General features: G+C 34.7%; 10 protein-coding genes and 1 tRNA gene. 3 read left to right on the forward strand and 8 right to left on the reverse strand.

From position 1 onward, the window contains the following. Nucleotides 1-4: 4 nt before the first annotated feature. The 4 genes from X925_RS00080 to X925_RS00095 all read right to left on the reverse strand — a co-directional run bounded on the left by X925_RS00080 (nt 5) and on the right by X925_RS00095 (nt 8,160). Nucleotides 5-3,373 (reverse strand): N-6 DNA methylase, encoded by a 3,369-nt coding sequence (locus X925_RS00080; RefSeq protein ID WP_121958793.1) that lies wholly within the window; start codon nt 3,371-3,373, stop codon nt 5-7. Then, nucleotides 3,366-6,626, reverse strand: coding sequence for a helicase-related protein (locus X925_RS00085; protein WP_103065206.1), 3,261 nt, complete (start codon nt 6,624-6,626; stop codon nt 3,366-3,368). The genes X925_RS00080 and X925_RS00085 overlap by 8 nt, the downstream gene beginning before the upstream one ends. Nucleotides 6,627-6,672: 46 nt before the next feature. Further along, nucleotides 6,673-7,005, reverse strand: coding sequence for a NifB/NifX family molybdenum-iron cluster-binding protein (locus X925_RS00090; protein ID WP_103065207.1), 333 nt, complete (start codon nt 7,003-7,005; stop codon nt 6,673-6,675). Nucleotides 7,006-7,095: 90 nt separating this feature from the next. Then, nucleotides 7,096-8,160 (reverse strand): ERCC4 domain-containing protein, encoded by a 1,065-nt coding sequence (locus X925_RS00095; protein ID WP_103065208.1) that lies wholly within the window; start codon nt 8,158-8,160, stop codon nt 7,096-7,098. 354 nt (nt 8,161-8,514) lie between these two features. Here X925_RS00095 and fbp point away from each other — a divergent pair, with 354 nt between their 5' ends. The 3 genes from fbp (at nt 8,515) to X925_RS00110 (ending at nt 11,166) form a co-directional block, all read left to right on the forward strand. Beyond that, the gene (fbp, locus tag X925_RS00100; protein WP_012209337.1) at nt 8,515-9,630 is read left to right on the forward strand and encodes a fructose-1,6-bisphosphate aldolase/phosphatase; all 1,116 of its coding nucleotides are present in this window, start codon (nt 8,515-8,517) and stop codon (nt 9,628-9,630) included. Nucleotides 9,631-9,803: 173 nt separating this feature from the next. Continuing rightward, a complete protein-coding gene (locus tag X925_RS00105; protein WP_121958794.1) occupies nt 9,804-11,042 on the forward strand; it encodes an MFS transporter in 1,239 nt (412 codons plus the stop codon). 48 nt (nt 11,043-11,090) lie between these two features. Further along, nucleotides 11,091-11,166: transfer RNA gene (locus X925_RS00110), tRNA-Pro, on the forward strand. A gap of 34 nt (nt 11,167-11,200) precedes the next feature. Here the strand turns inward: X925_RS00110 and X925_RS00115 are convergent. The 4 genes from X925_RS00115 to X925_RS00130 all read right to left on the reverse strand — a co-directional run bounded on the left by X925_RS00115 (nt 11,201) and on the right by X925_RS00130 (nt 14,652). Beyond that, nucleotides 11,201-11,809, reverse strand: coding sequence for an isochorismatase family protein (locus X925_RS00115; RefSeq protein ID WP_103065210.1), 609 nt, complete (start codon nt 11,807-11,809; stop codon nt 11,201-11,203). Nucleotides 11,810-12,350: 541 nt separating this feature from the next. After that, nucleotides 12,351-12,896 (reverse strand): YdcF family protein, encoded by a 546-nt coding sequence (locus tag X925_RS00120; RefSeq protein WP_158245194.1) that lies wholly within the window; start codon nt 12,894-12,896, stop codon nt 12,351-12,353. 205 nt (nt 12,897-13,101) lie between these two features. Next, complete coding sequence (locus tag X925_RS10575) at nt 13,102-13,515, reverse strand: prepilin peptidase (RefSeq protein WP_103065212.1); 414 nt, start codon at nt 13,513-13,515, stop codon at nt 13,102-13,104. 60 nt (nt 13,516-13,575) lie between these two features. Next, complete coding sequence (locus X925_RS00130) at nt 13,576-14,652, reverse strand: tetratricopeptide repeat protein (RefSeq protein ID WP_012209341.1); 1,077 nt, start codon at nt 14,650-14,652, stop codon at nt 13,576-13,578. Nucleotides 14,653-14,738 lie beyond the last annotated feature (86 nt).

Raw genomic sequence — 14,738 nt, forward strand, 5'->3', positions numbered from 1 at the left:
CCTTTCATTTTCCATTCTCTATCACCCCAACTTCTTCCTTCGTTAACTCATATAGCTTATACACCAGTCTATCTATCTCCTGCTCCCATTGGCTGGTATCCGCAAGAGGATTCTCCTTTTTGGAGGAAAGGATTTTATCTACCAACTTTTCTATCTGCTGGACTATGGTTTGATTGGATTGAGTGATTGGGGGAATGGGCATAATCTCAACGTATTGGTTAGATAACCTAAAACCCGTAAAACCATATTGATGAACAATCATTTGAACATATTTATAAATTAATTTTGAATTTAAGATTGCCATTATATATTTAAGATGGCTTCCTGTAAAAAAAGCCATGCTATCCAATGTAAAAATGTTTGCTCCCACCAAACAAAAAGTCGGTTCTTGCGTTATTCTTTGCCACACCACCTTCTCTTTCTCAAACTCTTGGTAGTAAGCAATTTGATCTTGAGTTTCAAACCATTTATTGCCTGTTCTTTTGCGGGCATTGAAGCCTAATTCTGGATATTTTTTGCCCGATTGTTCTAGTTGTCGAATATCAAAGTGGTCAAGAAAATATTTTTTCAAAGAAGGGTAATCATCAATGTTTAATCGTAATGCTGGAAATGTTCCTATCACCCACAATCCTGCCCATTCGTAATAGTAACGCTTGATATCCCTGCCTCGAAGTATTGGTTTTATAACGGCTTCGGTGCGGCGGCGTTCTTCTTCGTCCCTGCAATTGTTCAAAATTTCTTCCCGCTTTTGGCTGTCAATAATAAATGCTTCGTTGAGTCCAGTTTTTATTCCATAATAAATTTTTACATCCCATTCTTTTAAAGGCTTACCTATTTGTTCTATCTTTTCCTTGAGCTTTTGTTCTGTAGCTGAGCCAATAAACCATGCATCTTTTGTGAGGTCAGTAAGTATAACACCGCGTTTTTTTAATTCTGCCTTTATGTCTATAGGTTCGTGGTTTTCCCTTTGTAAAGTTACAGCGTTCAGATTTTTCTCGTTAGGCTTTTTTTGAATTAATAGTATATTAGTGTCTACTGTGGCTGTTTCGAAGATGCCAGGGCCTAAGTCAATTAGTATTTGTGGGTTGTACCTGGCGAAAAAGTTTCTTAGTTTTTCTCCATATCCTGCACGCATCCATTTGTTAGAGGTAATAAAGCAAAGTAAGCCGTTATCTTTTAGCAGTTGTATACCTCTTTCGTAAAACAGCGTGTAAATATCTCCCGTTCGGGCAAAGGTTTCATAATTTAGTTTTTCATAAAGCTTTGCAAGTTTACCTCCATTTTTTTGGAGTTGAATATACGGAGGATTAGCAATTACAACATCAAAACCGCCGTTTTGATGAAACACTTCTGAGAAATAAACTTCAATATCAAATTCAGTATTGCCATTGGTGATTTTGCTGAAGAGTTCGTCAATCTGCTTTTTGTAATCTTGCTTTTTGGAAGGACTAGTCTCGCTAAAAAGCAAGGGTTTTGTTTTTTCTAAGTCATCGAAAAGCTGAAAGTTTAAAAGCTTTTTCTCTATTTTAAGTAATGAATCTCCTTTAACTACTTTATAATCAAGATTGGGTAGTGGTTTTATATTGTGAAAATCTTCTTCATCCACGATCATTGATAACCAAAATCTTAATTTGCATATTTCAACTGCCCCGTTATCTATGTCGACTCCATAGAGTGAGTTTTCAATGCAAGATCGCTTAAAATTATAAGTCTTTTCCTCTTTGTCAAGATAAATGGAAAGCAGCTTTCTCATTTTTACTATCTCATGCATCATTCCGATTGGAAAAGCGCCTGAGCCAACTGCTGGATCCAGTACTTTTATGTTTGCGAGTAATTGGTCTAATTCTTTTGCGTTTCGCCTTATAATTTCAGGAATTTGAGTTTCATAACGTGTTGTTTTCTGATCACCTGCTTGGATTCTTTCTTTTTTTTCAAGGGCGATAGCTTCTATTTCAGTAACTGAATCAGCTTTTTCTACAAACTTTTCTAACGCTTTTCTTAAAACTTTACCATGCATTTCTGTTTCAAGATAACTTATCAAACTTTCTTGACACATGTAATGAACTATCTCTCTTGGTGTGTAATAGACGCCGTATTCTTTGTTGAATTTTGTTTCTAAACTTTTTTTACCTGATTTCAAAACTTTTCTATATTCTTCGAAGTTATCTTCTCTTATGGCATTTAGTTTTTCGTAGATTTTACCAAGAAGTTCTGGGTCCAGGGCAACTTCTTTTTCGAGTGGTTCTTCTTCGTTTACAGTGAAGTTGAATCTATCGAAGATATCGAGTATACCGTCTCCTTGATCTACTTCTTTCGTATTATCTGTGTTTGAAAAAAGAGAATCAGGGATCATTATGTCGATTTCTACCCAATTATAATTATTTATGGGATCAAACAATCCACCATTTAAAAATGGTAATTTGCAGTCAAATCTGCTAAAGTAATGGTCAGCATCGCTTCTGTCGGTTCGTAATGCTTCGAAAAAGAGAGGTTCAAGGATGTCGTTGTAGAAATTCTGATAATCTCCAAATTCTTTGTTGAACAATTTTCTCATGAAATCCTTTTGGCCTGTCCCCCAGGGTTGACCTTTTTTAACCCCGAACCAGCCTTTCTTTTGCAGGAAGTAAAGGAAAGTAATTTGAGATAAGAGTTTTTTGGTAAAGTCAACGGTGCTTATATTTTTTGCTTGAAATTCTTGTTTTACTTCTGGATTCTGCTTGACAATATTATCAAGTTCTAGTTTAGTTTTAATAAAAAGATCTCTGTATTTTTGGAAAAATTCATCTGTTACTATTTCGACGTTGAATGCTTCTTCTAAATCTTCAAGGGTTGGTTTGTATTCATCGTTCATTAGTATTGGGATAAACCTGCTTTGAGCAGTATGGCTATTTTCATTTTTACCAACGAGGAAAGACCATCTTTTTGCAGGTGTGAATTCTTCTTTGGCTTTGACCTTCCCAGGAATTTTTAGGTCAAAGCTATAATCCATCTTAACTAGCGAAAATCTCCAATCTTGGTTCTCTGGTGAGACAAAAGCAACCAGAGCAGCATCTTTTAATTTCCCACCTCTTGAGCCTTTTAAGTACCAAGCTATGAAGTTTCTTTGCATGGCTCTAGCTCGCTCAAGTGAGGTTTCTTTTTTTAACTGCACGATGAGTAAATCGATTTCTTTGCCATCATATGAATACTTACCGATTCTTTCTAATGAACTTATGTAAGGTTCAAATGCATGGGGAATATAGCTACCTCTGTAGACAAAAGGTTTCTCTTCAAAGGATTTCAAGAGATTTTTAAGGAAAAGTAAAAAGTCGTCTTTATTGAAAGGATTTTCGAAAATTTTAACTACGAGATTTCTGGCTTGTTCTCTATTCATCATTATCCTCTCCTAAATACAGTGATAATATTACTTCTCTTTTACCTTCTGTTACAGCAGCAGTTTGTGCATAGTGGCTTTTAAGGAAGGTTGGTGAGATTTCACTTTGTAAAACACCAATAACTTTTAACGGATTTTGTATCTCTTTGGATATCTTGTTTAGTGCAGTGAGAGTTTTTTTCACTGTTTGTTTTGGTATACCGCCTTCTTCAATCTTGGTTATAATTTGATCAAGATATTCTTCCTGTTCTTCTGTGAGTTGTTTTGCGTTTTTTTGGGTCACTTTTAAGATTTTGAGAAGTTCGATTTCATTTTTAGAACCTCTCTGGCGGGTGTCAACGATGATTTCTTCGATGGTTGCGTCATAGAATGTGCTTTTATTTTTATCTAATAGTTCATAGTAATGTTGAGTTAGAATATTCGTTCTTTTTTCATTAGGTGTACTTTCAAAAATCTTTGCGGCGGTTAAAAAGTCTGTCTCTTTCGCTGGTTTGCTTGTATTCGATAGATAGAATTTCATTAATTTACCTTTTCTGAAAAACGTGATTAGGGATTGAGGAAGAGCTATGTCTTTGAGCGGTTCAGAAAGTACCTTTGCAGAACGAGCTTTCTTTGGTAGTTGCTTTACTTTTTCAAAAAGTTCGGGATTATTTTTTTGGATATCTTCAATTAATCTTAAATACTTGAGTTCGCTTTCTTTCTCTTCTTCTGGTTCAATAGTATCCTTTGAGAGTAATTTGTTAAATAATTCGTGAGAAGAGACAGGTTCTCCTTCGGTGAGAATCGAGGTGTCTCCACCTAGCAATGTTAAAAATGCTTCGATTTTTGAACGAGCTATGGTTGTTAACTCTATTTGGGAATCAGCTTGTTTGGTTGGGAAAAAGTTAAATGTATAAATTTTGTTAAACGGGGTGTCTATACGGTTTATTCTCCCTACCCTTTGCATCAACCTTGTCGGGTTCCATGGTATGTCATAGTTGATTACAATGTTTGACCTGTGTAGGTTAACGCCTTCAGAAAGTACTTCAGTGGAAATGAGTATTTTATAATCATCTTTTTGGTTTTTTGCCCTTGCGTCGAAATTTTCTATTACTATCTCTTTAATTGCTTCTGGTGAATTTCCATGAAAAACAAGGGCAATGTTACCTAAAGAATTATTTATATTTTCACTCAAATACTCTGCAGTCTCTTTTGACTCTGTAAAGATAATTATTTTCTTATTTTTCAAGATATTGTGGTTTTTCAAATTTTCAAGTAGGGTTTCAAGTTTCGGGTCCCTTTTTATAGACTGCCACATTGTTCTTATTTCTCTTAGAATTTCAAGATCTTTGTTGAGATCTTTTTCAAATTCTGGGTTAAAATCTTTACTTTCGTACTTTTCGGCTTTTCCTTCTTCTATAAGTTTCTGAATCGTTTCATCATCTTCAGCTTCGGATAGTTCGAAGATTTTGTTTATGTACTTTTTGCTTATGTATACTCTTCCTTCTCTATATTCTTTAATAAACATTTCATAGTAGTGGATGAATCGTTCTATGCTTTTTTTAAATGAATAGAAGCTACTTTCAAGGCGTTTTACTAGTAGAACTTTCATAAAACCAACCATATTTTTTTGGGATTGTTCTTGCTGGGAATTTATACCTTTTTTTAAATAGAGCAAGGGTGTATAACGGGCATATTTGAACTCTTGGGTTATTAGCCTGATACTTTCCATGAAGATGCTGTCTTCATGGTCATTTAATTGATAATAGAACGGTTTGGGATCTTCTACTTGCGGGAATTTTATTTTGTTTTTCTTTAAATCTTCTGCAAAGTATTTTTCGATTTCCCTTCTTGTCCTTCTAACCATTAGATATTTTAATACTTTTTCGCGGATTTCTTTTGCATTACTTTTTGTAATTTCTAAGAATTTGTTGTAATCTTTTTGACGGTCAACCTTTTTTAACTTACCCTCAAGTCTTCCAAAGAACTCTTCTAGATTAGTAACGCCTGGAATATTGCTTTTTTTGGTATTCTGGAAGAGTTTGATGAGTGAGAGAAGATCCTTAGGTGAATTGTTGTAGGGAGTGGCAGATACTAAGATAACTCTTTTTCCACGAGCAATTTCGGCTATTTTTTCATAATTGATATTCGCCTCATTTCTGAAACGATGTGCTTCGTCAATGATTATATTTTTATATTCTCTTTGTTCTATAAGCCTTTTAGCCTCGTCAATTTTGCCAATTGATACAAAATTAGCTGGTAGATGAAAATCTGAGAAAACATTTTGCCAGGAACCGGGATTGTTTTTATTAAGTAGAGCTGGTGGAGCTATAACAAGGGTTCTACCATCAAGCTGTCCTGCTAACATCGCACTGATGTAGGTTTTCCCGAGACCTACTACGTCAGAAATAAAAACTCCACCGTATTCTTCTAATATCCTTTTCGCATTTATAACAGCTTGCTTTTGGTATTCAAAAGTTTTGAAATTTTCAGGAAAATATTGAGAGAAGATTTCATCGCTTTTACTTAGTTCTTCTTTAAAATACTCATATAGGAATTTGAGATACAGCTCGTATGGGGTGATTGTTTGATTGAGCCAGGTTCTTTCGCTTATTGTTTGTATATATTTTTCACTGACATCTACAGCTTCTTTCCATAGCTCCTCAAATTGCCGTTTTGCAAACTCGTAATCTGAACGGTTCTTTAACTCGACGTTGAATTCAAGGTTATCCAGCAGTCCAGATTGTGTAAAATTGCTTGAGCCAGTGATAACCCTTCCTACATCTCTGTCTCCCTCTTTGAAAGTCATAATGTATAATTTTGCATGAATATTTTGTGAGGGGTAAGCCTTTATTTCTAATTTTCCATCTTTTATCCATTCAACAAACTTTTGAACCCCTTCTTCAACATTTTGGTTATCTTCTGAATCACTCATCTCACTTTCTACCATCTTTTCAACCTCTTGTTTCGTTTCTGAATGTGACAGAATTTGATTTCCTGGTGTATTTATTAAATCGTAAGTTTCTTTACTAGTTCCAATTCCAATTAGTATTTTGATTTTTTCAGTTTTTTCTAGCCATTTATATATAAGATGAAATCCACTTATATAAAAGTATGCAACTAAACAATCGAAGGATTGACAATCCTTTATTAACTGTTCAAATCTATCTTTGAGGGTTTGATTGGGTGCGTTTGTTATAAACGTTAGATCTGACATTGATTTCACAAATTCGTGAATGTTATTAGATGGATAGAGATCGCTTTCTTTATTCATAAATTATTATCCCATCTCTTTTCTCTTCGATTTATTTTGATTATAGTCATAAGAAACTTTGGTGGTCTAATGCTTTCACAATCTCATTTTCGGCTTCTTGTATTGAGTCAGAGTTAATTATAAGGGGAGTATATCCCGATTTTATAATTACTTCTTTAGATTTTTTCCCCATAGACTTTGCTACCCAAACATTGCAATCAGAAAGGATTTCCATTATATCTTCAACTTCTGAGTGTTTGTGTTGAGTAAATTTATCGTTTATTCTTTCCTCAACGAAATTCAGCATGTCATTCTCTAATTCATATATTCTATATTTCTCAGACATTCCAAAATGTGTGTTGTTTACACTGTTCCCTTTTATCCCTAATGCTATCTTCATGATATCTCTCCTCTTATTTTAGTAATATTTGAATACAAAAGCGCCTGTTTTTAGTCCTCCGTTTAGCCTCTTTGCAATAACATCATTAATCTATATCTTTTTCCACACACTTTTTTTGCCTTTGCCAAAATTTTCTATATAACCTTCTTTTCTGAGATCGTTCAACACTTTTCTGATCTTAGTGTCAGAAGTTAATGGGGATTTTTTTCTAAGTTCATCTATAGTGAAAGTATCTTCACGATTTTCAAGTATTTCTCTTCTTATATCGTAGTATATGCCGCCGGTAAAATCTTTTTTAGTTTCATATTTAGATGCCACTTCTGAAACTATTGTGGGGATGTTATCCTTTTCATGTGACATGACAGCTTGAAAGAAACGTAAAGTCCATTCATTTGCCAATTTTCTGTTTCCAGCGAATATTATTTGAAACCCAGGATGATAAGCAAAAATTTCTGCTAAAACTTTAGATAAATAGGATGGTGTGTACGCCTTCAGCTTAGTTGGATTCAAAAAATCGGAGTAATTTGCTTCAACAACGAAAGCAGAATGTTTGTACTTAGCCAATTCACCAAGCTTCATGTGTAAAAGAGGCAAATTTCCAATATCTCCAATAAAATTGGTAAAGGTTTTTCTTTCAGCAACCGCTATTATCCCGCTTTCACTTAGTAAGGCATAATCGCCGGCTTTGAGCTGAGCTCTTTCAACGTTGCAATTGGCAAATTTCCATGGATATCTTTCATTTATGTCGATCAATATATGAAGATGATGATCCCCTTTTGCTGTTAATTTAACTTTAGGGCGATGTTCTTTTAGCCCTTGTTCCGTTCTCCAAAATATCTGTTCGTATTCTCCTTCTTTATTCTTATACTTCTTTTTTAAAAAGAGGAAGTCGCATCTTTTGTTTTGTGCTCTGTCAAGAACTACCGACAACCTTTTTCCATAACGATTTAACGATATAATCGGAACTTTTTCAATCACTTGGTAATTGCTCGACGGGTCTTCCGTGTCTCTCATGCAAAAAATATGCTTACCAGCACCTGGCCATTTGTCCTGGACAAATAGTGATAATATTATTTTTTCTTCTTCTCGGATAGTTACCCTATAAGGAAATCTGTATTTTTCCGTTGATTCTAGAACCCATAAAAAAGAACCCATCTTGCATTCACCTTTCTTACAAAAAAGAAAATACTCAATGTTTCTTTCTATGTCTTATTTTATAATATTTTTTAGTTTTTACAAAACTGATTTTCAAGTTTTTGAAATTTGTTGGACTTTTATTACAAAAGTGATTTCAATGAAATTTTTTTCATACTGCCCAGGATCGCCTCTAAAAAGTTATAATCGGCTATAAACAGGAATAATCGTCTTTGACTAAACAATTTTATTCACATATAATTAACTTGCAAGTTGGGAAAATATAGTTGGGGGTGCAGAGTAGTGGAGAATTACATATAAAGTTTTAGAGTTTCTAAATATCATTAATAAATTACTGGTGGAGGTGATAACAAGATGGAAAAAGTTTCTGTAAGTTTAATAAAAGCAGATGTTGGAGGAATTCCAGGTCATTCGACTGTACATCCCAAACTTAAAGAAAAGGCCTCTGAGTGTTTGGCGGAGGCAAAAGAAAAAGGATTGTTGGTAGATTACAGAGTTTTACACGTAGGCGATGATTTACAACTACTTATGAGTCATCGTAAGGGGATTGATTCTGAAGAAATTCATAAACTTGCTTGGGAAACGTTTGAAGCAGCAACGAAGATTGCTAAAGAGTTAAAGTTACACGGTGCCGGTCAAGATCTGCTATCAGACGCTTTCAGCGGAAATATTAAAGGAATGGGGCCAGGCATAGCAGAAATGGAATTTACAGAACGTGGGTCTGAAACTTTAGTTGCATTTATGATGGATAAAACAGAACCAGGTTCTTTTAACTTTCCCATTTACAAAATTTTTGCAGATCCATTCAATACCGCAGGATTAATTATTGACCCTTTGCTAATTGATGGATTTATATTTGAAGTATGGAATATAAAAGAAAGAAAAAGAATTTTTCTCAAATGTCCAGAAGATTTGTATCTTTTATTATCTTTGATAGGTGCAAAAAGCAAATATGTTATAAAAAGGGTTTTTCCCAAAGATTCCAGCCCGCTACCTAAAGATGAACCCGCTGTAGTAGTAAGCACAGAAAAGCTATTCTTTATCGCAGAAAAATATGTAGGGAAAGACGATCCAGTAGCGTTGGTAAGAGCGCAATCAGGCTTACCAGCTTTGGGAGAGGTCTTAGAACCCTTTAGCGTACCTTATTTAGTCAGCGGCTGGATGCGTGGTTCACATAATGGTCCTTTAATGCCCGTTTCTTTCAAAGATGCTCAATGTACACGATTTGATGGGCCACCTCGTGTAATTGCAGCTGGCTTCCAGATAAGTCACGGTAATTTTATCGGTCCCATAGATTTGTTTGATGATCCTGCTTTTGACCTCTCTCGGAAAAAAGCTTTGGAATTAGCAGATTACCTAAGGGTACAAGGTCCCTTCGAACCACACAGGCTTCCACCTGAAGAGATGGAATATACTACCCTTCCAGGAGTATTAAAAAAGCTTGAAACAAGGTTTGAAGAATTGGAATAATATCTTCTCTTAATAGATAACTCCCGAAGTAGCATGCGGGAGTTACTTTTTTATTTAAATTACGGCATTACTTTAAAAATTTTAATAAAATACTTGACTTTTTTAAAGTAATATATTATAATCTTTGTAGAATATTTATTATGATATTCAAAAATCTTAAAGGGGGAGATAAAATGTCAAAATCAACTGGAGGGTTACATCTTTTAATAAAAAACCGTAATTTTCTACTTTTGTTCTTCGGTAGACTAGTATCCAGCGTCGGATCTGCTATTTTTATTATCGCTATTCTTTGGTCGGCTGCAGCTGAGATAGGCGGGGTGGGTGCAGTTAGTGCTGTTTTAAGTACTGTTGCTGTTACGAATATTATTTTTTCTCCTTTTGCAGGTGTTTGGGCAGATAGATGGAAAAAGAAAAATATTCTTGTGATAACAGATTTAATAAGTGGTGGAATCCTTATTTTACTTGGTATTTTCTTTGGAACATATTTCTATCAAATTTGGGTATTGATAATAACCATTTTTGGATTACAGATCTGTGGTACTTTATTTGGTCCTGCTTTGTTGTCGTTAATCCCGATTATGGTAAACGATGATGAGCTTTCTCAAGCTAATGCCATGATTTCAATGACAGATAGACTTTCTCAACTTATTGGGATGGCTATTGGTGGTGTGATTGTGTCTTTAGTGGGAATAAAATGGGCAATTTTAATCGATGGGTTGACTTTTATTTTCTCGGCAGTCTCTGAAATGTTCATTAAAGCAGAAGAAAAAGGCAGAAAAGAAGAGGAAGCTGAAAAAAATGGGATGATTTTTTCAGATATAAAAGAAGGTTTCAAAGTGATATGGTCCAATGTTCAACTTAAAGGGTTAATAACCTTAGAGACATTAGATGATTTTTTTGGAACCACGATATTCGTTTTCCTACCTGTATTGGCTAGTGAGATACTGAAAGTAGGTCCTGGTGAATATGGAATTATGCAAACGATGTTGGGCGCAGGCTCTTTTATAACCGCCCTCGTTCTATCATCAATTAAAGAGATAAAAATGAAGTACCTGGCACTGATGCTATCCTCCGTTTTGGCAGGAGTATTTCTGGCTTCTCTTGGTATAGTTAACAGTTATATATACGTCTTGATTGCCTTGTTGATGTTGGGTGTTATGACTGAGATAGGAAATATCAATGAAAATCTTTTGATTCAAAGAATTACCCCTGAAAACACAAGGGGACGGGTTTTTGCGTTGCGATCAACGATAGATAATTCGCTGAGACCTTTTTCTTATGCTTTTGCAGGGATAATGGCAACATTTTTTTCATTGAAAAGTTTGTTCTTTGTGTTTGGAATAATAACTAGCATACTTGGAATATTTTATCTATTGATACCTTATCAATTGAAAAAGAGGAATGTTTCCTAAAAATTTGACGATCTTTCGAAAATATGATATAATTTTTCTGAAGTAAACCGGAGCGTAGCGCAGTTGGTAGCGCGTCAGCATGGGGTGTTGAAGGTCGCTGGTTCAAATCCAGTCGCTCCGACCAAAAAATACGGGGTTTTTCCCCGTATTTTTTTAAATTAGATTATTATTTTACCGAATTTTTCTTCTACTATTTCTTTAATATCCTTTTTGTTCACAGCTTTTATATATTGGCTTATTGGGAATACTCTAAATCCATGTTTTAACGCGTCTTCTATCGTTGCTATTACGCATACGTCTCCTGCTAAGCCTAAAATCACTAAATTTTCTATCTTATGCTTTCTCAGAAGTTCGTCTAATTCTGATTCAATTTTTCTTTCAATGTCTTTGTAAAATGCTGAATAGCTATCTCCATCTATTTCTATACCTTTTTTTATAACGAAGTCGTAAGTATTTATAAATAGTTGATTCCCAAAGGTACCTTTTATACAGTGAGGGGGCCATTTTTCAAAAGAGATGTGATTTTCAGGGTGATCATCCATACTGGCAAAAATCTTAAAATTTCTCTCTTTCATTAAAGTCAAAAATTCGTTTACCTGATCGATCCACTCTTCGGTTGTTCCACTTACTGGAAGTTCTTTAGGGCATCTTTCGGTAAATCCGTTTTGACAATCAACACATAATATTGCTGTGTTTGAAGGAGATAATTTTAATGCGTTTACTATATAATTGGTAAAATCGTAAGGTGTTTTGTTGTTTTCCAACATTTTTTTAGCCTCCTTTTCTATATAGCGCCCCTTCGCCCCGCTCCCCGCCCGTTTTTAGGAAGGGACCTGCGGTCCCTTGGACCCAGGCGTTAAGGGGCAAGCCCCTTAAAAACCCCAAAACCTAATTTTGTTTAATAAAAGTTTTTTGCACAAGACTGCAAAAGGGCAAGCCCCTTAAAAACCCCAAATTCGCGTAACATCATTTGCTTCGCAAATGAGAATATGGAAATTGTTTCTAAAGCATTATAAAAACGTTTTGCACAAATCAGCAAAAAAGCTTTTTGCACAGAACAGCACAAGGGCTTCGCCCTGCAGCCCGCCCTTTTAAGGAAGGGACCTGCGGTCCCTTAGACCCGGCGGGGGGATGGAGGGCTCCGCCCTATAACCCTTTAAAGATCAAAATCTTGTTTCTAATATATAATTTAAAGGCCCTGCACCTTGCTCCCCACCCTTCTAAGGGACCCCAGGTCCCTTAGACCCTGCAGTCAAACTTATAAGGATAAAAGAGTTTTCGTTCTGCAATCTTCCCTGCTCTAAATTTTTACCCACTAATTTTGAATTTGACTAATCCCAAATATTCATGCCATGCAGAAGAAGTTGCTTCTAAGAATCTCATATCCGGTAAGAAATCATACCATTTCAATTCTTCTCGGGAAATCTTATAATCTGTGGGAACGGGAACAACATCTATGTTTGTATAACTTTTGAAATAATTCATAGCCCTTGGTAAATGTATTGCACTTGTGATTAAATATATTTTTTGTACTTCATCGCTTTCCAATAGTGTAAGCGTAAATTCCGCATTTTGCTTTGTGTTTTTGGCAAGTGGTTCTACATAAATATCGTTTGGTTTGACTCCCATTTTTAGCAATTCTTCTTTCATTATTTGAGCTTCTGGTATCTCCGTGCCTAGGAGTTTCCCGCCAGTTACAACAATAGGAATCTGTAAATTTTTGTAAAGTAAGAAACCTTCATAAACCCTTTTCATAGCGCTATCAGATAACTCTCCGGATCCTTCCCTTGGGGTTTCAGGAATTATTCCGCCTCCAAGTACAACTATTACCCCTTTTTCTTGAGTATCATCCAACTGAGAAACATTCACAGGAGGATATCTATTTTCCAACGGTAAAACAATTATTTTTGCAAACCATCCAGAAGAAAATATATAGATTACAATACTTAGCGTTAAAAGAGAAAAAGATAGTTTTTTCCTTCTTATTAGCTGGATGATTAAAAATATTATGCAGAGTGAGATAAAAATACCTGGAATTTCTATAAAAGATGTGAAAATATCATAAAATATAATAAGCCCCCCTAAAAATATATAAAATGAATGTACTCAACATTACATAGAAACCTAGTGGAACCTTGGTGACTTTCTTTTTTGTGTTCGATAAAATAATTAGGATTATGCTGATAATTATTACGGGTAATATATAAATACCAATAAGAAGAGAGAGGACTGATAGAAATTTCACGTCTCCAAAACCCATTTTCCCATTTCGCCAATAATAAAAGGTAATTAAAAAGGTGATGATGGTAAAAATAAGATTAAAGTAATCAAAGTTTAGTAAAGCAATTGCCAAAATAACTACTATTCCTAGATCAGGAATGATAAAGGTGAAATAATCATATAACCCTATATACAAAAGACTATTAGCAAAAAGCAAATTTTGCCAGTTAAAAGAGGTAATTATGACAAACATATTTACAACTATATAAGATAAAACGATAATTAGGACCTTTTTATTCTTTTTCAGTGTTTTTTACACCTTTTCTATTACTTCCATTTCCTCTTTAGTCAAATTTTTATTCAGAATTTCTTCAAGTCCATAGATGTACCACATGTATTTATCTTTTATTTCTTGGTATATACTTTTGGCTTCTTCGAATTTCTTAACCTTTAAGTAGGGGATAACCAATAACAATTTAAAGTGTTCATTTTCTTTATCTTGGTCTATATATTTTTCTAAGAAGTTTTGAACTTCTTTATATTTACCGTTTTCAAACATTACTTTAGCCCAAACTTCTATGTCGGTTGAATATTCAGGTGTCGTATTGAGAATTTCCTCTTTGAGTTCATTGGCTTCTGTAGTTCTCGATAATTTTTCATAAATAGTGGATAACTCATACTTACCCAATACGCTGTTCGGGAACCTATTAAGGAATTTTTCTAAAATGTGGGCGGCTTTTTCATAATCCCCTTTTTGCATGTAAGCATCGGCAATCATGAAGTAAGTTACATAATTGTTGGGTGAAAGTTCTATTTCTTTTTTCCAAATTTCAGCTGCTTTTTCGTATTCGCCTAAATTAAAGTATAGTTCACCTAATTCTGATAAAGCAGCTATATTCCAAGGGTCTAATTTAACAGCTTTTTCTAGATACTCTTCCCCCTCTTCCATTTCGCCTTTTTCTACTAAAACTGAGCCCATTAATTCGTAGGCTGGAGCGAAACTTGGATCAATTTTGAGTATAAAATCTACGACGTCTTTCACGAACTCAAAGTTCTTTTTATCTGCTTCCAATAAGACGGTATCGAATAGTCCATTCAAAGATATATGTACTAGGTCGGAGTAATTGATTTGGAACTCGGAAAAATAAGCCAAAAATTCGGAAAGGACGAAAGGATAAATCACAAAGTTGGAGGTTAAACCGGGTAAGTGTTCAACAAGTTTTTCGATTTTCTTTGCTTCTTCAATAAATTTTGAGTTGTTTTTTAAGTCAGCCTTCATTAACTCAAAATCTCCTTCGTACAAGAACTCACAAAGCAAGATTGGAAAAGGGGTTAAATCAGTTATTTCAATCTCTTCTTCTCCAATGTTAAACTTTACTATATGCTCCATGGGTATCTCCTCCTCTTTTAGTTGAATTACAGTTTTTAGAAATTTTAAAACTTTATAAATAGCGCCCCTTCGCCCCGCTGCCCACC

The sequence above is a fragment of the Petrotoga sp. 9T1HF07.CasAA.8.2 genome (genome assembly GCF_002895585.1).
GTDB lineage: Bacteria > Thermotogota > Thermotogae > Petrotogales > Petrotogaceae > Petrotoga > Petrotoga mobilis.